The following is a 21,052-nucleotide window of genomic DNA, read 5'->3' as shown; positions in this document are numbered from 1 at the left end:
ACACGTATAAAATTTGATGTATATGCGCAATCCATCACGCATGCATTTTTACAGTGAAAAAGTCAAAGTCCGTAAAAGCGGCTTTGACTTTCTCACTTGCCGATGCAGTGTTGCTCAGCATTTTATTTCATTCACAATTATTTATCGTCTTTTACTTCTTCAAAGTCAGCATCTACAACGCCGTCGTCTTTTTTGCCAGCATCTGCTGCTCCGTCAAAGCCTTCTGCACCTTGAGCTGCTTGTGCTGCTGCTGCCGCTTGCTCATATACTTTCATCACAAGTGGTTGTAGGATGCCTTCTAATTTTTCTTTTGCAGATTTAATGCCTTCGATTTCGCCCGCTTCTAAAGCTTTTTTCAGTTCATCGCGTGCATCTTCAACCGATTTTTTCTCATCTTCTGAAATTTGCTCACCAAGATCCGTCACTGTCTTGTCTACTTGGAACACAAGTTGGTCTGCTTCATTGCGAAGTTCTGCTTCTTCTTTACGTTTTGCATCTGCTTCCGCGTTCGCTTCTGCATCTTTTACCATGCGTTCGATTTCTTCATCTGTTAAGCCCGAATCCGATTGAATGACGATTGTTTGCTCTTTGTTTGTACCAAGGTCTTTTGCTTTTACAGATACAATACCGTTTTTGTCAATATCGAATGTTACTTCGATTTGTGGAATACCACGTGGTGCTGGTGGAATATCTGATAATTGGAAGCGACCTAATGTTTTGTTGTCTGCTGCCATTGGACGTTCACCTTGTAATACGTGAATGTCTACAGCTGGTTGGTTATCAGCTGCTGTTGAGAACACTTGTGATTTAGATGTTGGGATTGTTGTGTTACGATCGATTAATTTTGTGAACACGCCGCCCATTGTTTCGATACCAAGTGATAATGGTGTTACGTCTAATAATACGATATCTTGCACGTCACCTGTTAATACGCCACCTTGAACAGCAGCACCCATTGCTACTACTTCGTCAGGGTTTACACCTTTGTGTGGCTCGTGACCTGTTGCATTTTTGATTGCTTCTACGACTGCTGGAATACGAGTAGAACCACCAACTAAAATCACTTTGTCCAGTTCAGAAGCTGAAAGACCAGCATCAGATAGAGCTTGACGAGTTGGTACGATTGTACGCTCTACAAGATCGCGAGTTAAGTCATCAAATTTCGCACGTGATAAAGACACTTCTAAGTGAAGTGGACCTTCTGCACCAGCTGTGATGAATGGTAAAGAAATTTGTGTATTTGTCACACCTGATAAGTCTTTTTTCGCTTTTTCAGCTGCATCTTTTAAACGTTGCATTGCCATTTTATCTTTTGATAAGTCAATGCCGTTTTCTTTGCGGAATTCTTCTACTAAGAAATCAATGATTTTTTGGTCGAAGTCGTCACCACCAAGCTTGTTGTCACCAGCTGTTGCTAATACTTCAAATACACCATCGCCTAATTCAAGAATCGAAACATCGAATGTACCACCACCAAGGTCGAATACTAAGATTTTTTGATCTTGGTCTTGTTTGTCTAAACCGTATGCTAATGCTGCTGCAGTTGGCTCGTTAATGATACGCTCCACTTCTAAACCAGCGATTTTACCCGCATCTTTCGTTGCTTGACGCTGTGCATCGTTAAAGTAAGCAGGTACTGTAATAACCGCTTTTGTTACTTTTTCGCCAAGGTATTCTTCTGCATAGCCTTTTAAGTATTGTAAAATCATCGCCGATACTTCTTGTGGCGTATAGTCTTTATCTTCAACCGTTACTTTTTCAGAAGTACCCATTTTTGATTTGATGGAGATAATTGTATTTGGGTTTGTTACTGCTTGACGCTTTGCTACTTCCCCAACTTGTTTTTCACCGTTTTTGAATGCTACTACAGATGGAGTAGTACGGTTACCTTCTGGATTTGGAATTACTTTTGGTTCGCCGCCTTCTAATACAGCGACACAAGAGTTTGTTGTACCTAAGTCAATACCAATAATTTTGCTCATTTGAATTTGCCTCCTAATATTTGAACGCCTATGTAGCGTTTATATCTATTCGTTATTGTTCTATTCGTTTACAGAAACCATTGCTGGACGTAATACGCGGTCTTTTAGCTTATAGCCTTTTTGTAGCTCACGTAATACCTTGCCGCTTTCCTTTTCAGCATCTTGCTCTTGCATAACCGCTTGATGCACATTCGGATCAAATGCTTCGCCTTCTGCGGCAATTTGCTCTAAACCTTCACGCGCTGTAGCGTCTAAAAATTGGCGCTGTACCATTTCAACACCTTTATATAATGAAACGGCATCCTCAGAAGTAACTTGCACTTGTAGTGCGCGCTCTAAGTTATCAAGCACCGGCAAAAGATCATTTAACAAGCTTTGCGCACGGTATTTTTCAGCCGCCTCGCGATCAAGCTTGTTGCGGCGAAGCATGTTGTCATAATCTGCTCGTAAACGTAAATAACGGTTTTCTTCTTCTTGAAGCTTTGCCGTTAGTTCAGCAATTGTTTGTTCTTTTTCATCGACAACAGTCTCTTCTACCACTTCTGTTGGCTCTGTATCTACTACTTCTTCTGTAGCTGTAAACTGCTGCTCAAGTTCTTCTTTTGTTTCTTTTTCGTTTGTCGTATTAGACACTTTATGTCCTCCTTATAGTCAGTCACTCCGCTGGGATAGGGCATTTGATAACCCTCGGCGCATCAAATCAATAATCGTGACAACACGTTGATAATCCATCCGTGTCGGACCGATAATCGCAATAGACCCGCTCTCTTCTCCAACTCCAAATGATGCTGTAATCACACTACAGTTTTCCATGGCTAAATGGTTATTTTCCGAACCAATGCGAATTTGAATACTCGCATCTTTTGACTTAAATAAATTTTGGATTTGACTTTCCTTATCCATTAAATCCATCAACATGCGGACCTTATTTAAATCATGAAACTCTGGTTGGTTGAGCATATTTGTCTTACCAGCGTAGTAAATCTTACCCTCTTTTTGACCACTTGTTACTTGTATTAAAGATTGAATGACAGCATCTGCTGCCTGTATATGTTGTTTTAATACAGCGAGTGCTTCAACTTCTAACTTTAGATGAAGGTTTTGAAGTGAAACACCGATTAAACGGTCATTTAATATATTTACCATCTTTTCAATATCTGAAGGGCTAAACCCCGTTGGTAATGTAAATACACGATTTTCTACATGTCCATTGTCCGTCACGATAACAGCAACTGCCGTTTGATCTGTTAATGGAACAATTTGAAACTTTTTCACCTTATGTCGTTGTACATCTGGACCAAGTAAAATCGTTGTATAGGTCGTTAATTCTGATAGAATACTCGCCGACTCTTTAATCACTTGCTCTGCTTCGACCATACGTCGCTGAAAAACAGATTGAATTTGAATAACTTCTTCAGCTGACATCACTTGTGGTTGCAATAAATGATCGACATAAAAGCGATAGCCTTTCTCAGAAGGAACACGACCTGAGGAAGTATGTGTTTTTTCTAAAAAACCTAACTCCTCTAAATCTGCCATCTCATTCCGAATCGTTGCGGGACTAAATGTAATCCAATCCTTTTTAGAAATTTGGCGAGACCCAACAGGTTGGGCAGACGTCACGAAATCATCAACGATTACCTGTAAAATTTGTAATTGCCGATTTGTTAACATGCTCATCACCTCTGTTAGCACTCATTTACCTCGAGTGCTAATACTAATAATAAATTAACAAATCCCTGTTTTTCTGTCAACGGAATCGCTCAATCTTCTAATAAAAATTGTTGAAACACTTCATTACCGACAAATCGACCTTTTCGCGTCAACCGAATACCGAGTTCATCGCTTTCTAGTAGACCTTCACCCACTAGCTTCTCCATTACTTTACGATATGTAGCCGCAATGGTTTCATTAAATTTTGCTTCAAATACGTCTGCTACTATCCCTTCTGTTTTCCGAAGCCCTAGAAACATTTGCTCTTCTTTTCTTTCCGTCATCGTTACCGTATGTTCATGGACGATTGGACGACAACCGACTTCTACCGCTTCTATATATTTTTTGATGGGACCATAGTTTGAGTAACGCACACCTTCAACATATCCATGTGCTCCTGCGCCAAAACCTGCGTATTCATCATTATCCCAGTAAATCTTGTTATGAACAGACGCAAATCCCGGTTTAGCAAAGTTACTAATTTCGTATTGCTGTAAGCCGTGTGCTTCCATTTCTTTCATGAGGACATCATACATATCCGCCTCTAAATCTTCCGTCGGTAAAGCTAACTTCCCTTTTGCATATTGAATATAGAAGATCGTTTTGGGCTCAACGATTAATGAATAAGCAGAGTAATGTGGTAAGTCCAGTTGCAACGCGAAACGAAGGGTATCCTTCCACTGCTCCATTGTTTGATGTGGCAAACCATACATTAAGTCGATACTAATGTTTTCAAAACCCACTTTCTTCGCTAGCGCAATCGTTTCATATACATGCTCATTCGAATGGGTACGGCCAATTTTTTTGAGCAGCCCTTGATCAAAAGATTGTACCCCCATACTAAGACGGTTCACACCACCGTTAAACAGTGCCTGTAATTTATCCTCTGACAATTCATCTGGGTTAGCTTCCGAACTAAACTCGGTCACATTGTCCATTGGAATATGCTCACGGATCAATTCCATCAATCGAGCAATTTGTGCTGCTGACAAAGCCGTTGGTGTGCCTCCACCTAGAAAAATCGTTTCAATGTTTTCAAACGCTTGCGGCATCTCACGTACGGCCATGGCCATTTCTTGACCTAACGCTTCTATATATTGGTCTACTGGCTGGTTTTTAAAGTAGACTTTGTTAAAATCACAATAATTACAAATTTGATGACAAAAAGGGATATGAATATATACTCCTCGCACCACACAATCACTTCCCTTCTTTTTACTTTGTACCTTTTCATTGTACCTATTCATCACAAAAATACAATTTTGACGCATAAAAAAAACGCATTCGTACGAATACGAACGCGGAATAAAATTTAAGCCGTAAAAATAGGTTGCTCTTTATTTAATAACATCACTAAATCAAATGCATTTAATTGTGGTAATTTAGATGAAAATTGAATTGCTTCATCTGTCGATTGGAATGGAAATGCTTCTAATTCTTTTGTTACTTCATATTTACCATCAACTAATTGCAATAAATATAAACGTACAGTCGGGCAGCAAGTTTTTGTGTAATCTAAATTTTCACCTGCTACTAAAATCCCTACATCCTCCGAGTTTGGACTAATAATTGTATCTAGAGTATTTAATCCATCCAATTCAAACCAATCTGGTAAATTGATTTCGATTTGCTTTGTCATTAAATCATCTCCCTATAAAAATTGTGGTAGGAACAAATAATAATAGTGCTATAAAAACATCACAAAAGCGATGACGTTACTAAGTTAATTAAATCATTGCCATGTCACTAGATACATATCCAAAATCCATAAACTATATTTAAGTATGTATAAAACTACCGTAACCTGTAAATCTATAAGCACTATGTTTGTTTAAATTAATATTACTATCAACTCTCTTTTCTCACAAGCATATATTTAATAATTTTTAAACCAATGTAATCATTTTTAATATAAAATTTTCTCATATAGTAAAAAGTGCCTTATAAATATTTTTCAAAAAATTAGTTATTTACTCCATTTGTGTGATGATAAAATGTCCTTTTTCTATCATTTATAATCTTTAATTTATAAAAATAGAATGATTATAATTATTAAGTAAATACCCAAAGCATGAATATACTAACTTTTAAATTTATTATTTCTTATTTTTTCACTATATTATCAATTACATCATCATTTAACAGAATACTACATGATTTTTACTATAAATGGTAAAAATACTATTATTGCACAATAGATGTAGTGATAAATGCTTTTTTTGCCATTATGATTAAAGTAACACAGTTTCCACTGAGCTAGGATACGAAATGTGAGAAACCTTACTTTTACGCTACACAAGAACGAGCCGTAGGAGACAGCTACAGCTGGTCCATGCGACTCGTTAAATTCCGTATTCTTACTCGTTTTAATAATTTACTACAATGCTTTCCTGGACTTCTTTTCGCCACTTACTATAGCCACCTGACATATTTACGATATTATGATAGCCGTTTGCTTTTAACACACTTACTGCAATGGCTGAACGAGCGCCAGCCTGACATTGTATAATGAGCTTTTTGTTTGGGAGTTCATTTAATCGATTTTTTATCGTGCCAAGCATAATGTGTTGCGCTCCTTCAATATGCCCTTCATTAAATTCCACTAAATTACGTACATCGATTAACGCAACATCGTCCTGTTCCATCATTGTTTTGGCTTCTAAAGGGGATACATTTTCATAGGAATCTAGCGCGTTAGCCTGTGATAACATTGCATCGATATCTGCATATCCTACTACTTGGTCAATACCTATCGAGCGTAAGTCGATTAAAATTTCTTCCATATGAGCTGGTGTAGTTAATACATATAATGGTTTCTCATAATCTACAATCCAACCAGCCCAATTTGTGAATGCCTGATTAAATGGAATATTGATTGTCCCCTTCACATGTCCTTTTGAAAATGCGTCGGTACTACGCGTATCCACTATTTGATGCCCTTCATTGATTAATTGTTCGATTGTTGTGACATCATGAATAAATTGCAATTCCGGTAGATTTTTAATGAGCTCAATTCCGATCTTATTCACGGATTTCATCACTGCGAAATAATACGGCGGTTCTGGCTGTCCATCTAATAATGATTGCACAAAGTCCTCTTCCGTATCAAATTTCATCGCCCAGTTGAATTGCTTTTCATAACCTACAGTAGAAGATGGAATTGCTCCTAATGCCTTTCCACAAGCACTTCCAGCTCCGTGCGCAGGCCACAGCTGTAAATAATCCGGTAACTCCTTAAAGCGCTGCACGGATTTAAACATCGCCTTTGCACCAGCATCCGCTGTCCCTATCATGCCCGCTGCCTTTTCGAGTAAGTCTGGACGGCCAATATCACCCGCAAAAACAAAGTCACCCGTAAAAATGCCAATTGGCTTATCAGCTGCCGCTCCGTCTGTTAATAAAAAGGAGATCGATTCCGGTGTATGTCCTGGTGTATGCATGACTTCAAATGTGAGAAGCCCTAGTTCAAATTGATCGCCATCCTTCAATAACTGATGTGGGATATTGTCTAAGTTTTGATATTGCCAGTCCTCTCCACCCTCATCTGAAACATACATTGTAGCCCCAAAGCGGTCTGCTAATTCTCTTGAACCTGTCACAAAATCCGCATGAATATGTGTCTCCAATGCACCTATAATACTCATATTTTCTTTTTCTGCCACTTCAATATATGGCTCAATATTACGCATCGGATCAACAATAAAAGCTTGCCCCTTTTGTTGGCATCCTACCATATAAGATGCGTGTGCTAATTTTTCATCATAAAAATAACGTAATAACATACTAATATCCCCCTTAGTTTTTATTTTTACTTAATATCGTTAAAGTCGCTTGTACGTACTTTAATGATTGTTGAACAGTCGGATCTTTTAACCATTTATACATCATCAGTAGTGTAATTGGTTCTTTATTTGACTCCGCCTCTTGTTGAATTGCTTGGGTAAGTGATAGCCCTGCTTGTCCCTTTTCAACAATCGGTTTTGTATATTCCTTTATACTTTCTGTGGCATTTGCTAATGTCGTTTCATCTCCTAAAATGGACATCACAAACGCTACAACATTTTCGAGTTGCTCCAGCATTTGGTTTAGGCGCGGCAGCTTTTCTAACAGTCCTAGTAATGCTTCAATTGTCTCCATATTCAGGTTGTATGTTTGAAGCATTTGGTCGTATTGCTGTAAACCTTCCTTGTCGGAAAATACAGCCTGCCCGAAGTTCGTCAACTGTCCAAGGAATTCTAATTGTTGTTGGTAAATAGGTAAGTTTTGTAGAAAAGAAGTAATCGCTTCCTGGACTTCTGGTTGCTCTAATTGATGCTGAACAGGTGTTTTAATCATCATTATTTACCCCTTTCTACATTGTGCCTTTTAACATTCCATTCCAGTACATAATGGGCAGTAAATCTTTTTTTAAGATATACATACTTGTACGTTCCATTCCTTGATCAATAGGCAACGATTCAACAGGCTCCTTCGAATAATCGAATTCTGCTAAAATCAACTTATTATAGCCAGTGACAATAGGACAGGATGTATAGCCATCATACATACTTTTTGGCGGCTGGTTTCGCATACATGCCAGTAAGTTTTCTACGACAACAGGTGCTTGCTTACGAATAGCAGCTCCTGTTTTAGATGTCGGTAAATTCGCATTATCCCCTAAACCGAAAACGTTTTCATATTTTTTATGCTGAAGTGTATGAATATCGACTTCTAACCAGCCCGTTCCATCTGCTAATGGACTTTTCGCTACAAATTTAGGTGCGCTCATATACGGTGTGACATGAATCATGTCATAATGAACTTCCTCTTTTTCACCTGTATTCAAATCTTCAAAAATAGCCACTTTTTCATCTGCCTTAATTTCAATTAAGTTATAGCAAAAGCGGGCGTCGATGTTTTTGCGCTCTATTACTTTTTCCAATGCACTACGATATTTTGCTACATCGAAAATTGCTGGATTAGCTGAGCCAAAAATAATATCAATATTGTGTCGAACGCCTGATTTGCTAAAATAATCATCTGCTAAGTACATAATTTTTTGGGGTGCGCCACCACATTTTACTGGTGATGCGGGATGGGTAAATAATGCTGTGCCTGATTTGAAATTTCGAATGGTTTCCCATGTGTAGTCTACATGCTGATAAGAATAATTACTGCATACATTTTTTGTACCTAGTGCCTCTTCTAAGCCTTTAATCGCTCCCCAATTGATCTCCAATCCTGCTGAAACGACTAAATACTCGTAGCGCACAAAGGAACCGTCCGCCAATTGAATTTGATTCGTATCAGGGTAAAAATGGGTGACCCCCTGCTGTATCCAAGTAGCACCTTGAGGAATGAGTGAGGCCATTTCTCGCTCAGATTGCTCCTTTTTACTCGCTCCACCACCAACTAGCGTCCATAAAGGTTGGTAATAATGCTTCGTAGCAGGATCGATAATCGCCACTTTACCAGCTAAACTGTGCATCTTCCGCAATAGTCGTGATGCTACAGTAATCCCCCCTGATCCTCCACCTACAATGACAATCTTGAAAGAATTATCCACACGCCCACCTTCTTTCGAATTTGTATTGTGAAACTCTACACTTTCTATTCTACAAATTTCCTAATATTAAAAAAATAGGGGTTTCCCCCTATTAAATTCAGATATTTTAAAATATTACGTTAATTCAGTTTGATCACCAACAGTTATGGATGAAATTGCGAAAAACTTATTACAATGAGCCCATTTTCTACCGAACACAACTACCAACCTAAGTTAAAACTCTAAATGAGCAAAAATTCATCCTAAAAATACCATTTAAATAGTGAAAGGTTTGTATCATAGCCTCCGCGCTTTGCCACAGCCTACACAGGAGCTAAAACAGGCGTGGCCTGTTTGGATCTCCTGTTCCTGCTCCTGACGTTGCACTTTCGTCGCAAAGAGAATCTTGGCTCCTGTGGCGATGGCGCGCTACGGCAAAAGTGAATACTTCTCGATATGCTAGAAAAATATTTCTCTTATCTATATAGAAGGCATTTGTTTTTTAGAGTCAGAAAGAGTATTTGAAATAGGTGAATGCACTACCTTTGTTAAATTAGCGTACTTTTTTAACTCTAAATTTTAAAAACCGACTATATAAAAGAAATCATTTTCTTTCTATTTGCAAGTGTAATTACCCAGTCTCTATCGTAATGAATGAGAATCTTTCTTTATTTTTAGCCAGGTGTGTTGATTAACAAAATATTCCTTTATAGAAGCTTATTTTTTAGCAAAACGTAATCAAAAATGACTTGCCAGTTGATTGAAGCGGAATCGGCGAGACTCCTACGGGAAAAGCATGAGCTGAAGGCCCCGCAGGCGTGAGGGACGAACGACGAGGAGACTGAAGCCATGCCCGTGGAAAGCGAGCCGAATGGAGCGGAAATCAACGGTTACTCAAATGGTAATATATGTTTATTAATTCGCTCGTTATAAGTTAAAATAAAAAAGTTGCGAATAATTAATCGTTTACTTCGTTGTAGTGAGTGAAAAAGCTTTTTCAATACATGAAGGAGAAGAGCATATGACCGTTACGAATCGTAATTTTATTAAACGTTTACAGAAGAAAAAAGAAGATGCTTTAGAATATATCATCGATGAATACATGCCATTAGTGAAGGCAATCGCCCTGAAAGTTTTACAACCATTAGGAAAGCAGGATGCCGTGGATGATTGTATTAACGATGTGTTTTTAGACGTGTGGAAAAATAGTCATCAATTTAGTGGGGATGCCGCTGATTTTAAGAAATGGATCGGCATGATTACGAAATATAAAGCGATTGATTACTATCGTATTTATGAAAAACAACGTGCGCGGGAGCAGCAGGTTGAGGAGTTTGAGGAAACGGGCTCTTCACACGTCAGCATACAGGCTACCTTATTGGAACGAGAGCGTAGAAATGAGCTACTGTTTGAATTAAGTAAACTAGATGAACTCGACCGAGATATTTTTATACTGAAATATTATTTAGAAATGCAAAACGGTGATATTGGACAAGCGCTGAATTTAAGTAAATCTGCTGTTGATAATCGACTATACCGTGGAAAACAAAAGCTAGCAAAAAACTTAAAGCTAAAGGAGGTTCTCTTATGAGTGCCTTTAAAAAATTAGTGGATCTAAATATCGATACTATTGAACTAGCAGAAGTGAGTGACTTGGAGAAACAACGTGTGAAACAGCATGTCCTTGGTAAAAAGAAAAAGGCAAACTGGTTTAAATACGTAGCTGTCGCTGCAACATTGACAGGCGTTGTGACCGCTACAACGATGTTTACAGCACCATCCATTGCCTCGCAAATCCCGTTTATAAAGGACGTTATGCACTATTTTTCCGAAGAGGAAACATTCAATTCTCATTTCGGTGCCGTTGCAACAGATGTGACACAAATTCAATCGAGTAACGGCGTAACCGTAATGATTGAGGATGCCGTTTTCGATGGAACAGCTATCACGATTGCTTATGCCATTGAAACAGAAAAACATCTCGGGAACAATCCAAACGCGAAAGTCTTCTTCGATGTAAAAGGGACGACTGCTCAAGGAGGTTCCGACTATATGAAAAAAATAAGTGACACAACCTATATTGGTACAGCAACAATAGTACCTCACTTTAAAGAAGAAATGCCTCAAACACTTGAAGTAACTTGGGAGCCAACTGCTTTTACCGACTATGACACCGATCAAACGGTTAACGGAGATTGGTCATTCGATTTCACGATTCAGGCATTGGAAAATAATAAAGTGATCGTGAATGAAACCGTAACAAATGACGATATATCAGTTACGCTCACTTCCTATGAAACAAATGATTACTCCACTGTTTTCCATGTACAACAAGTCGCAAGTGATGCAGTGTTAGAAAAATGGCAGCATGTCACAACTCATTTCCTACGCATTACAGATGATTTAGGCAATGAATATTATCCAAATAACAACGGGGGTGCCAGCTATGATGCACTCAAGACATATGAATGGAGCAGCTCTATTCAAACAATTGATGAAAATGCAAGTACGTTAACATTAGTACCTACTGTTCATTATTCAGCTGGCAATGGGCCCATTGCAATGAAAGAAGAACTTGAACCGATTCACATTACACTAAAGTAAACTGAAAAGCGTGAGGCTACTTTTCCTCACGCTTTCATTTTATCCTTTTAAAGCTGCATCAATTTGTTGTAATGTTTCCTTTGCAGAGCCTTCGAATAATAAATCAAAATCACGTTCAAAGCCATGCACTTCTCGGTTAATATACACAAGCTTGCCGCGCGTCATACTCGGAAGCTGATTAACAGGATATACTTGCAAGCTTGTACCAATGACGATGACAAGGTCTGCCGTTTTGATGGTGTGTAGCGCACTATTCCACGCATCTTCTGGTAACAGTTCACCGAATAATACAATACCGGGTCGAAGCTTGCCCTCGCATACAGTACATGTTTCTTGTTCAAAAAAAGCTTGTGCGCTTGCTTCGTGTCCGCATTTGTGACAACGTACAGCATGAATACTACCGTGTAGTTCATCTACCTTAGTATTGCCTGCTGCTTTATGAAAGCCGTCGACGTTTTGTGTCGCCACATGTACAATGATTCCGCGCTTTTCCCAATCAGCTAAAATGCGATGTCCTTCGTGAGGCTCACACCCTTTTAACGCTTCAAAACGTGCACAATAAAATGCGTGAAATAAATCATAATCATGCTCAAGTGCTTGTATATTCGCAACCGTTGATGGGTCGATATTCCGCCACCACCCTGACTTCGAGCGAAAATCCGGTACACCACTTTCTGTTGACATCCCCGCACCTGTTAATACAACGGTTTTCGTCGATTGTCGTAACCAATCTACTAGTTGATTGACTTTATCCATTAGTTCCACCCCGCTTTTCACTCATTATAGGTTTATTTGTAATAGTATTCAAAAACACGTAACATTTATTGTTTACCTGCACCGCTACGAATTATTATGTTGCTCCTATATAATAAAAGCAACTGCCCCAAAACAGTCGCTTTTACCTTTATACTAACTTCTTCATCTCTTCTACTACTTCTTCCACCGTGCTAACGATTACACCCGTACGTTTCACTAAGCCAATGACAAATAAATTACGGTAAATAAATTGATTTTCCACACCATCTGCAATGAGCGCCTCGATTTTTTTATGATTATCGCGGCCTTGTTGGCGCACATCTGAAAATAAGGCGATAATCGGGCGGTTCAATGTAGAGAACACACCGATTTCTGCCGCTACACCTGAATCGATTTCTCCCCCGTCTATCACAGCAATCAATACATCACTCGCTTGCAAGCTTTGTAAATCCGCCTCTGCAATCGCCAAGCTATCCGCATAGGCAGATTTATCATTAATCGCATCATTTTCTTGCGGTACATATAAATCAATACCTTCTACTGCCTTTCTAATTTCCGCTGCAAGGTATTGATTGACATAACGGTCCCCAATCGAAAATAATCCATTTGCTAAATATGCTTTCATCTATCTCTCTCCTTATTCCTTCTCTTGTACAAGCGTACCAAAAGTCATCAATTTCGAAAACACAAAAATCGGTAGCTTTTCACTACCGATTGGATCATTTCTTTATTAGTAAGCCGTTACCGATAAAACACTTGTAGGTTCCACATCTAAAGCAGTTACTTGGTGTACATGATCACCGTGCACTTGTAAGATGGCATTCGCCGTCGGTACAACAATTAATACGTCATTGTTCATTAAGGCTAATGTGACGTTCACTTCATCTAAGTTAAACGGTTGTAAAGCATCAATTTCTTCGGTAATTTCAGCTTTCGCTAAATCAATTTTATAAAGAATACCATTTTCAGCCTGTACATAGCCGATATTATGTGCAGCGACTAACAATGCCGAACTATAGGCTGCTGGCAGCTCTACTAATGTAAAATCATTCGTTTCACTATTGATTACGCCCACTTTTGTCGATGGATTTTCGCCTTCTTTATAGTTTGTTAAATAGTAAGAACTGTCCGCATGATGCTTGATTGTACTTACGCGAGCTTCTGCATGAGGTAGTGCAATCGCTGTCGTTTGTTTAGATGCTACATCGTACGCAACAACATTTCCAATACAGCCGAAAGCTAGTTTTTCAGTCGTATTTACTCCTGTATACACTGTTCCATGAAGACCGTTACATGCATCGGTAATCGTTGCTACATCATGACCGTGACTGTCTACGATTTTCACACCGCCTGGTAATTTTGCTCCTTCTTCCGTTTGATAAGAAACAGCAAGGATTCCATCAGATAAAGGCACCGCTACACCGTGATGAGCGCTCCCTTGATACGTATATGCTGGAATCGGTTCTTCTATAGTAGATAAGCTTGCTGCATCATACACTTCCACTAATCCACTATCATCATGGAACACAGCTGTTTGATTATTATGACTGACTACATGGGCTGCATTTTTTGCTTCGATTTCATACGAGGCTAAAACAGGGTCTTCTTCATAAGGATGCGCATGATCACTGTGGTCTTCATGCCATATACCGATATCGAATAATGTGTATGAATCCTTATTGGCTGTATCCTTTACAAATACATGACGCATATCACTCCCTAACGCTAAAGATGAAGGACCGATATTGTAACGCTTGATTTCTTCAAATGCACTATTCATCACAATAAAGCCTTCTGCATAACTGACAAGTAGACGAGTGCCGTCCGTCTCTTTCTGTTCATGTGAGGTATCTTGATGTTCATGCTCGTGCTCATGTTGTTCTTGAGCAGTTGTTTCTTCTTCCTTTACTTCTTCCTCTGCCTGATCTGTATTACAAGCTGCTAATAATAATACACAGGCAGCTGACATTGGTAATAATCGACGTTTCCAATGACTCATTGTATTGTCCCTCCTATTTTGTCTCACGATGTAATGTCACGCGCTTTAATCGTGGGCAATACTTTTTCAACTCGATACGCTCTGGGTTATTTCGCTTATTTTTTGTTGTTATGTAGTTACGATCGCCACACTCTGTACATGCTAATGTAATGTTTACTCTCAATTGATACACTCCTTAAATAGTAATAGTTACGCTTTATATAGTAACGTGAGGTTTTTACTTTGTCAACATAAATCGTAATCATTACTTTTAAAGCGCATAAAAAACACAGTACGGATTTGTACTGTGTTAAAATCCTGCTATTTTATTTTTGACATACGCACCATACCACGAATGATCACAAATGCTAATACTATAAAAAATAGAACCATCCCTAAAATCCCTAGCCCATCTGCTTCACCGAGAGCGACTAATATCGAACGAATGACGATATAGGCAAACATCGCTGTACATACATTTTTCGTTAAATTTACAATGTTACGGCTCTCCATGTAAAATTGAGGTGCATTTTCTTCCGTCAGACGAGCTGGATAGTTATGGGTATGTGGCTTTCGCTCTACAACTCCCATAAAAAGATGTAATACAATTGCAATCGCTGGTAATATTAATAAAGAAAGCTTTGAGCCCCATGCATCGGCTTCGCCAGCCCCATTAAAATGCGTTGGTACTGTGTCGGGTAAAGCATTCCAATTGAAAATAATAAATAAAATCATCGCTAAAATACTGGCAAGACCCATAATGTTTGCGAATTTTTCAATTCCTGTTTTCTCGATATGTAATTTCGGTCTTTCTGGCAGCATCTCTTCTCCCCTTAAGTGAGTTTTATTTGTAATTGCTTCCATCTCTCTCTATAATAAGACGTAATTTATAGTAAATGAGGTTTTTACATGTCATTTGCAGAGGTCATTGAATTTTTACGTATGATTGATACGGAATTGTATTACTATATAAAAAAATTTGGCGTCTATATTTACCTTTTATTATTTGCGGTCGTCTTTACGAAAACCGCATTTATTGTACTTACATTTTTACCCGGCGATTCACTCGTATTTGCGAGCGGAACGGTAGCCGCAATCGGTAAATTAGATGTGCTTACATTGTTTCTTGTATACTTTGTTGCCACAACATTAGCCGATAGTAACAACTATTTAATCGGTAAACTTCTCGGTAATGTATCGCAAGAAAAATTAAATCTTTTTCGCTTTATCCCTGAAAGCGCCATTACACGTGCAAAAGTATTTATAGAAAACTATGATCGGATAGCTTTAACTTTTAGTCGCTTTGTACCGCTAATGCGTACAATGACACCATTTATCTCTGGTTATACAAAATATCCGTATGCAAAGTTTATACGTTTTAATATGATGGGTGCCCTCTTATGGACGTGTGTTTGGCTGTTTGCTGGCTATGCACTCGGCAATATCCAATGGGTTGCTGATAACTTAATGTTTACGCTATTGCTTATTTCTGCATTCGTACTAGTTCCTACTATTTATGCATACTTTAAACAAATGCTTCATAATCGCAAGCTCGTTTAACGGGGCTTTAGGCGCCACCTTAGAGGGGGCGCTTATTTTTGTGCGATACCTAGTCGCTCCACCATTTCATTTATTTTCATAATCATCTCTTGGTTGCCATAATTGCGTGCAATAAAGATTTCGACAAGCAATGCTTTTGCCTCTTCCTCCGTTAACTCATGAAATGTTGCTGTAATTTGTTGTGGTAATAACATATATATTCCTCCTTTGCTATGTAATGTGATTGTACCATAAAAAAGCTACGCAACATTGCGTAGCTTAGCATATAGACAAAGTTGATTTTTCAACTTTGTCTATATTTATTTTGAATGATCAATTAAAAGTAGGGAATCCCAGACTGTTTTGAAAACGCTTGTCAGACAAGGCGGGCAGTCGAGCGAAGACCCGAATAGAACCCTAGTTCATGAGGGGACGAGCGAGGCAACCAACGCAGTATGCGAGCGTTTGTCTACAGTCTGAAAGCTACGCAATTGCGTAGCTTTAATAGAGCACAACAGCCTGCTCACCAAGGGATTTGTAGCTTGCGAAAAACTGTTGTTTATTTAATTTTACGATGCCTTTTAATGGGTCCATTACTTCTACTTCATGCTCGCCAACACCTACAAGAACAACTGCATGTAAGTTTATATACATATGATGGAATGTGTTGGTCCCCGTGATAATCCAGCCACCTTTTGTACGCGGCTCCGATAAATCAAGCGTTACCCAACTAATCACAGGAATGCCAAGATTCACATACATTTCAATGTCTTCCTCTGTACTACCGCTAATATTATGAGCGATCAAATTCATATCAAACTTAGAAATATAATCTTGTGCTGCCTTTACAATCGGGTTTGCAAATGCATACGTCCCCTGCTGCTCACTTGGATTGCCCGCGTACGAAACATCTGGATTTGGACCATACTTCACACCATTTTCTGTCTTGAACGATTGCTTCGGTAAATAGTTGTTCGCCATTGTCATTTTGTCGACATCGGCACCGTAATAGTTTAAAACCGCCGTCAGTGATGTAATTTCACATCCGTGTGGTAATTGTGGATTTTGCTTCACTACAGGTACAGCTAGCGCTTGCTGATGATTTACTGCATTCGTCTCCACAACAACATATGGATTAGTCGAATCAAAGACAATGGATTTCTCACTTATAAATGCCTTATCATCCATATAATCCGTTGCCCCAATCCGAACGGAATACATTTCGTCTGATTGCAAGTCTCCAAATACCGCTTCACCGCCATAGCTTACTTCTGCACCAATACGGTTGCCCGTTGCATCATATAACTCAACTAATACATCGCTAACAGCTGCACCGCTATAATACTCAACGGGTAATACAACCATTTTAGCTGAACTGCTGACGGGAGAAAGCTCTTCCCCACAAGCAATTAATAACATACTCGAACTAATTATGAGTGGTAGACGCCACTTCATCATGGCTCGTTCCTTTCAATGTAGTCCACTTATTATCGTCGATGAAGAAGCATTTATACCATACTAAAAATACGTAGGCTGTCCAAATATAGCGTGCATAGTTTTTGTCACCTGCATAATGTGCATCTAAGTATGATACAAGCTTGTCTGTATCAAAGAACTCTTTGGCATACTCAGCTGTAAATGCTTCTTTTATTAAGTTATAATAGCGCTCTTCACGGAACCAGTGACGAATTGGCACAGGGAAACCAAGCTTTTTACGTTTTGCCCATTCTTCAGGTAATTCCTCTAATGCTGCTTGACGAAGTGCATATTTTGTATCGATGTCGTTTACACGGTGCTCAGTTGGAATTTTTTTCGCCATTTCCATAACCTCTTTGTCAAGGAATGGTACACGAAGCTCAATTGAGTGCGCCATACTCATCTTATCAGCTTTCAATAAAATATCGCCTGGTAACCATAAACTTAAATCTAAATATTGCATTTTTGTCACATCATCTTCATTTGGCACTTCTGCATACACACGCTTTGTAATATCGTGTACAGATGGACCTTTTTTATAGTCTGGTTTTAATACATCCAGCGCGTCTTGTTCGTCCCACACGACCGCTTCTCCGATGAAACGCTCTTCAATTGTTTGTGCACCTTTTTTCAGGAAGTTTGTATAAGCATTTTTCGGTAATGCCTCTACAACCCCCGCGATTACTTTACGTAAGCCTAATGGAATTTGCTCATATTTTTGCATTTTCGCAGATGGCTTATACCACTCATAGCCGCCAAAGATTTCGTCGGCCCCTTCACCAGATAGCACGACTGTTACATCTTTCCGTGCTAATTCAGATAGGAAATACAATGGTACAGACGATGGGTTAGATTGTGGTTCATCCATATGCCACTGAATTTTTGGTAGTGCGTCAAAACATTCTTCTGCCGATACATATTTACGCTCATTTTGAATGCCTAAAATATCCGATAACTCTTTCGCATGATGTGTTTCATTGAACATCGCTTCGTAGTCAGAGAAACCAACTGAGAAGCTCTTATCTGGTTTAAGCAGTGCCGCAATATACGATGAATCGATCCCGCCAGATAAAAACGAACCTACTTTTACGTCTGAAATTTGGTGCGCTTTTACAGATTCAGCTACTGTTTCACGAATATTCGCGATTGTTTCTTCTATTGAACCTTTTGAGGCACTGTATTTTTTATCCCAATACTTTGTGATTTGTTGGATTTTACGATTTTTAATAACCATAAAGTGACCTGGTGGCAACTTGTAAACCCCTTTAAAGAAGGTCTCATCCATCGCGGAGTATTGGAATGTTAAATATGGACGTAGTGCATCTTTATTTAATTCTTTTATAAAGGATGGGTGCGGTAAAAATGATTTAATTTCCGAACCGAAAATGATTGTTTCATCTGTGGTATTTTGCGTATAGTACAGCGGCTTAATACCAAAGCCATCACGTGCGATAAATTGTAAGTCATTCTTTTGATCCCAAATACAAAATGCGAACATTCCACGCAGTTTATGTACAAGTTCAAAACCGTATTCTGCGTAGCCATGTAGTAACACTTCACTATCTGAATTTGTTTTGAAGTGATAGCCCTTCGCTTCTAACTCTTTACGAATGGACATAAAGTTATAAATCTCACCGTTAAACACTAAAACGATATTCCCATCTTCACTGTAAAGTGGCTGATTAGCTACGTCCGATAAGTCAAGTATACTTAAACGACGGAAACCGAGTGTTACTTTGTCATCCGCATGAATTCCGCCACTATCAGGACCGCGGTGAATAATTGTATTCATCATATTTTCGATGACTTGTTTATGATTAATGGGATGTGTACCATTTATATAGCCGATAAAACCACACATATATTAAAATTTCTCCTTTTATCTATAGCAAAGTACATATGCATTTGCTATTCGTTGTTCCAGTATGTTGTCGATTACTTATAGAATATATCACAAAACCGCTTAAAACCCAACAAAACACAAGTAGTTCCAATGTTTCAAGTTCACCTGAAAATGGCACATATATTATGAAATGAGGACGTATTCTTTTTTATGCTTTTTATTGCTGTGAAGCTTTACGAATCTGCGACCTTAAGCATAAAACCGCTTTTTGCTCGGATGCTGCAATAAATCTTGCCTTTTAACGGTTTTATTTGTTGGAATTATCTGATATTATCGAGTAATACTGAAGCAACTAAGGGGTTCTCCCGAAATATACTAGAAAGAAAAGGAACGATACGTTATGCAGTACTCTAATAAGATTTTAAATACTCCATCGTCATTCATTCGTAACATCTTAAAGGTCACAGGTGAAACGGATGTCATTTCATTTGCTGGTGGTTTACCGAACCCTATTTCATTTCCGACTGACAAGTTAAAAGAAGCCATTAACCGATCTATTGACGAACATGGCACAAAGCTTTTCCAATATTCTACAACACAAGGGTACTTACCTTTACGTGAATATATCGCAGCGAAATATAAGAAAAATTATGGTCTTGATATTGCACCTGATGATATCCTCATTACAACAGGTTCACAACAAGCTTTAGAGATCATCGGTAAAGTGTTATTAAATAAAGGTGACGGTGTCATTATGGAAGCACCCGGTTACTTAGGTGCTATTCAAGCCTTTACATTAGCAGAGCCTACCTTCTATTCTGTTAAGCTAGAAGAAGATGGTTTAAATGTAGAAGAGTTGGAGAAGCAATTACAAAATCCAAACGTCAAATTCATCTATACAGTACCGAACTTCCAAAACCCAACAGGGATTACGTATTCTCGCGAGAAGCGTGAAGCGATTTATGAAGTAGTGAAAAAGTATGACGCAGCCTTCATTGAGGATGATCCATACGGGGAGTTACGTTTCCGTGGTGAGACATTACCTTATATCGGCGGCGGTCGCTTAGAGAATTCTATATTACTAGGTTCATTCTCTAAAACGGTCACACCTGGTATGCGCCTTGGCTGGATTGTGACGAAAAATAAAGAACTGATGGCACATATTGAAACAGCCAAGCAAGCGACAGACTTACACACCAATATTTTTTCGCAATATGTCATTCATGATTATTTAACGAACAATGAGTATCAAGAGCATGTCGATAAAATTATTAACTTATACCGCGAACAATCTGATGCGATGCTAGCTGCAATCGAGAAATACTTCCCACCTACAGTGAGCTATACAAAACCAGACGGCGGTATGTTCATTTGGGTAACGTTAGAAAAAGGCGTACGTGCACTTGAATTGTTTGAAAAAGCAATGGAAGAAAAAGTAGCGTTCGTTCCAGGGGATCCGTTCTATACGCACCCCGAAAATATCAATACATTCCGTTTAAACTATACGAACTCAACACCTGAAGTCATTGAAGAAGGCATTAAACGCTTAGGAAAGATTCTTCATCAATATTCGAAAGTGAATAGCTAATGAAATAATCCCTGCTTCTTGTGTAGAAGCAGGGATTTTAGATTTACCC

20 protein-coding genes are annotated in these 21,052 nt (G+C 38.7%); 4 read left to right on the top strand and 16 right to left on the bottom strand.

Annotation, left to right across the window (positions count from 1 at the left end):
* Positions 1–137 precede the first annotated feature (137 nt).
* The 8 genes from dnaK to AAGS61_RS02725 form a co-directional block, all read right to left on the bottom strand.
* Positions 138–1,982 (bottom strand): molecular chaperone DnaK, encoded by a 1,845-nt coding sequence (gene dnaK / locus AAGS61_RS02760; protein ID WP_391367010.1) that lies wholly within the window; start codon positions 1,980–1,982, stop codon positions 138–140.
* 60 nt (positions 1,983–2,042) lie between these two features.
* The gene (gene grpE / locus AAGS61_RS02755; protein ID WP_391367008.1) at positions 2,043–2,615 is read right to left on the bottom strand and encodes a nucleotide exchange factor GrpE; all 573 of its coding nucleotides are present in this window, start codon (positions 2,613–2,615) and stop codon (positions 2,043–2,045) included.
* A gap of 18 nt (positions 2,616–2,633) precedes the next feature.
* Complete coding sequence (hrcA, locus tag AAGS61_RS02750) at positions 2,634–3,656, bottom strand: heat-inducible transcriptional repressor HrcA (protein ID WP_391367006.1); 1,023 nt, start codon at positions 3,654–3,656, stop codon at positions 2,634–2,636.
* Between the two features lie 89 nt (positions 3,657–3,745).
* Complete coding sequence (gene hemW, locus AAGS61_RS02745; RefSeq protein ID WP_391367004.1) at positions 3,746–4,891, bottom strand: radical SAM family heme chaperone HemW; 1,146 nt, start codon at positions 4,889–4,891, stop codon at positions 3,746–3,748.
* Between the two features lie 116 nt (positions 4,892–5,007).
* The gene (locus tag AAGS61_RS02740) at positions 5,008–5,334 is read right to left on the bottom strand and encodes a geranylgeranyl pyrophosphate synthase (protein WP_391367002.1); all 327 of its coding nucleotides are present in this window, start codon (positions 5,332–5,334) and stop codon (positions 5,008–5,010) included.
* A gap of 727 nt (positions 5,335–6,061) precedes the next feature.
* Positions 6,062–7,477 carry an MBL fold metallo-hydrolase gene (locus tag AAGS61_RS02735; protein ID WP_391367000.1) on the bottom strand — a complete coding sequence of 472 codons (1,416 nt, stop codon included), beginning with the start codon at positions 7,475–7,477 and terminating at the stop codon, positions 6,062–6,064.
* Between the two features lie 13 nt (positions 7,478–7,490).
* Positions 7,491–8,033 (bottom strand): hypothetical protein, encoded by a 543-nt coding sequence (locus AAGS61_RS02730; RefSeq protein ID WP_391366998.1) that lies wholly within the window; start codon positions 8,031–8,033, stop codon positions 7,491–7,493.
* 13 nt (positions 8,034–8,046) lie between these two features.
* Positions 8,047–9,240 carry an NAD(P)/FAD-dependent oxidoreductase gene (locus AAGS61_RS02725; RefSeq protein ID WP_391366996.1) on the bottom strand — a complete coding sequence of 398 codons (1,194 nt, stop codon included), beginning with the start codon at positions 9,238–9,240 and terminating at the stop codon, positions 8,047–8,049.
* A 1,000-nt stretch (positions 9,241–10,240) separates the two neighbouring features.
* Here AAGS61_RS02725 and AAGS61_RS02720 point away from each other — a divergent pair.
* Both AAGS61_RS02720 and AAGS61_RS02715 read left to right on the top strand, forming a co-directional pair.
* Positions 10,241–10,810, top strand: coding sequence for a sigma-70 family RNA polymerase sigma factor (locus AAGS61_RS02720; RefSeq protein WP_391366994.1), 570 nt, complete (start codon positions 10,241–10,243; stop codon positions 10,808–10,810).
* Positions 10,807–11,823 carry a DUF4179 domain-containing protein gene (locus AAGS61_RS02715; RefSeq protein ID WP_391366992.1) on the top strand — a complete coding sequence of 339 codons (1,017 nt, stop codon included), beginning with the start codon at positions 10,807–10,809 and terminating at the stop codon, positions 11,821–11,823. The genes AAGS61_RS02720 and AAGS61_RS02715 overlap by 4 nt, the downstream gene beginning before the upstream one ends.
* 39 nt (positions 11,824–11,862) lie before the next feature.
* Here the strand turns inward: AAGS61_RS02715 and AAGS61_RS02710 are convergent, their stop codons facing one another.
* The 5 genes from AAGS61_RS02710 to AAGS61_RS02690 form a co-directional block, all read right to left on the bottom strand.
* On the bottom strand, positions 11,863–12,579 hold the full coding sequence (locus AAGS61_RS02710; protein ID WP_391366991.1) for an SIR2 family NAD-dependent protein deacylase: 717 nt from the start codon (positions 12,577–12,579) through the stop codon (positions 11,863–11,865).
* A 148-nt stretch (positions 12,580–12,727) separates the two neighbouring features.
* Positions 12,728–13,204, bottom strand: coding sequence for a nucleoside 2-deoxyribosyltransferase (locus AAGS61_RS02705; RefSeq protein ID WP_391366990.1), 477 nt, complete (start codon positions 13,202–13,204; stop codon positions 12,728–12,730).
* 105 nt (positions 13,205–13,309) lie between these two features.
* A complete protein-coding gene (locus AAGS61_RS02700; RefSeq protein ID WP_391366988.1) occupies positions 13,310–14,578 on the bottom strand; it encodes a hypothetical protein in 1,269 nt (422 codons plus the stop codon).
* Between the two features lie 13 nt (positions 14,579–14,591).
* Positions 14,592–14,741, bottom strand: coding sequence for a 50S ribosomal protein L33 (rpmG, locus tag AAGS61_RS02695; RefSeq protein ID WP_129729751.1), 150 nt, complete (start codon positions 14,739–14,741; stop codon positions 14,592–14,594).
* Positions 14,742–14,878: 137 nt separating this feature from the next.
* Positions 14,879–15,379, bottom strand: coding sequence for a DUF1648 domain-containing protein (locus AAGS61_RS02690; protein WP_391366986.1), 501 nt, complete (start codon positions 15,377–15,379; stop codon positions 14,879–14,881).
* A gap of 87 nt (positions 15,380–15,466) precedes the next feature.
* Here AAGS61_RS02690 and AAGS61_RS02685 point away from each other — a divergent pair, with 87 nt between their 5' ends.
* A complete protein-coding gene (locus tag AAGS61_RS02685; protein ID WP_391366985.1) occupies positions 15,467–16,117 on the top strand; it encodes a DedA family protein in 651 nt (216 codons plus the stop codon).
* A gap of 32 nt (positions 16,118–16,149) precedes the next feature.
* Here AAGS61_RS02685 and AAGS61_RS02680 read toward each other — a convergent pair whose 3' ends face one another.
* From AAGS61_RS02680 to asnB, 3 genes are all read right to left on the bottom strand, one after another.
* The gene (locus tag AAGS61_RS02680; RefSeq protein WP_391366983.1) at positions 16,150–16,311 is read right to left on the bottom strand and encodes a hypothetical protein; all 162 of its coding nucleotides are present in this window, start codon (positions 16,309–16,311) and stop codon (positions 16,150–16,152) included.
* A gap of 286 nt (positions 16,312–16,597) precedes the next feature.
* Positions 16,598–17,554, bottom strand: a complete 957-nt coding sequence (locus AAGS61_RS02675) for a C39 family peptidase (RefSeq protein ID WP_391366981.1) — start codon at positions 17,552–17,554, stop codon at positions 16,598–16,600.
* A complete protein-coding gene (gene asnB, locus AAGS61_RS02670) occupies positions 17,523–19,433 on the bottom strand; it encodes an asparagine synthase (glutamine-hydrolyzing) (RefSeq protein WP_391366979.1) in 1,911 nt (636 codons plus the stop codon). Before asnB ends, AAGS61_RS02675 begins: the two co-directional genes overlap by 32 nt.
* A 382-nt stretch (positions 19,434–19,815) precedes the next feature.
* On the opposite strand from asnB, the gene AAGS61_RS02665 reads away from it, so the two are divergent.
* Entirely contained in the window at positions 19,816–21,003 is a 1,188-nt protein-coding gene (locus AAGS61_RS02665; protein WP_391366977.1) for a PLP-dependent aminotransferase family protein, read from the top strand.
* The last annotated feature ends 49 nt before the right edge of the window (positions 21,004–21,052 follow it).

The organism is Lysinibacillus sp. KU-BSD001 (assembly GCF_042920265.1).
In the GTDB taxonomy this organism is placed as follows: Bacteria; Bacillota; Bacilli; order Bacillales_A; family Planococcaceae; genus Lysinibacillus_B.
This window is presented reverse-complemented; position numbering and strand designations above follow the sequence as displayed.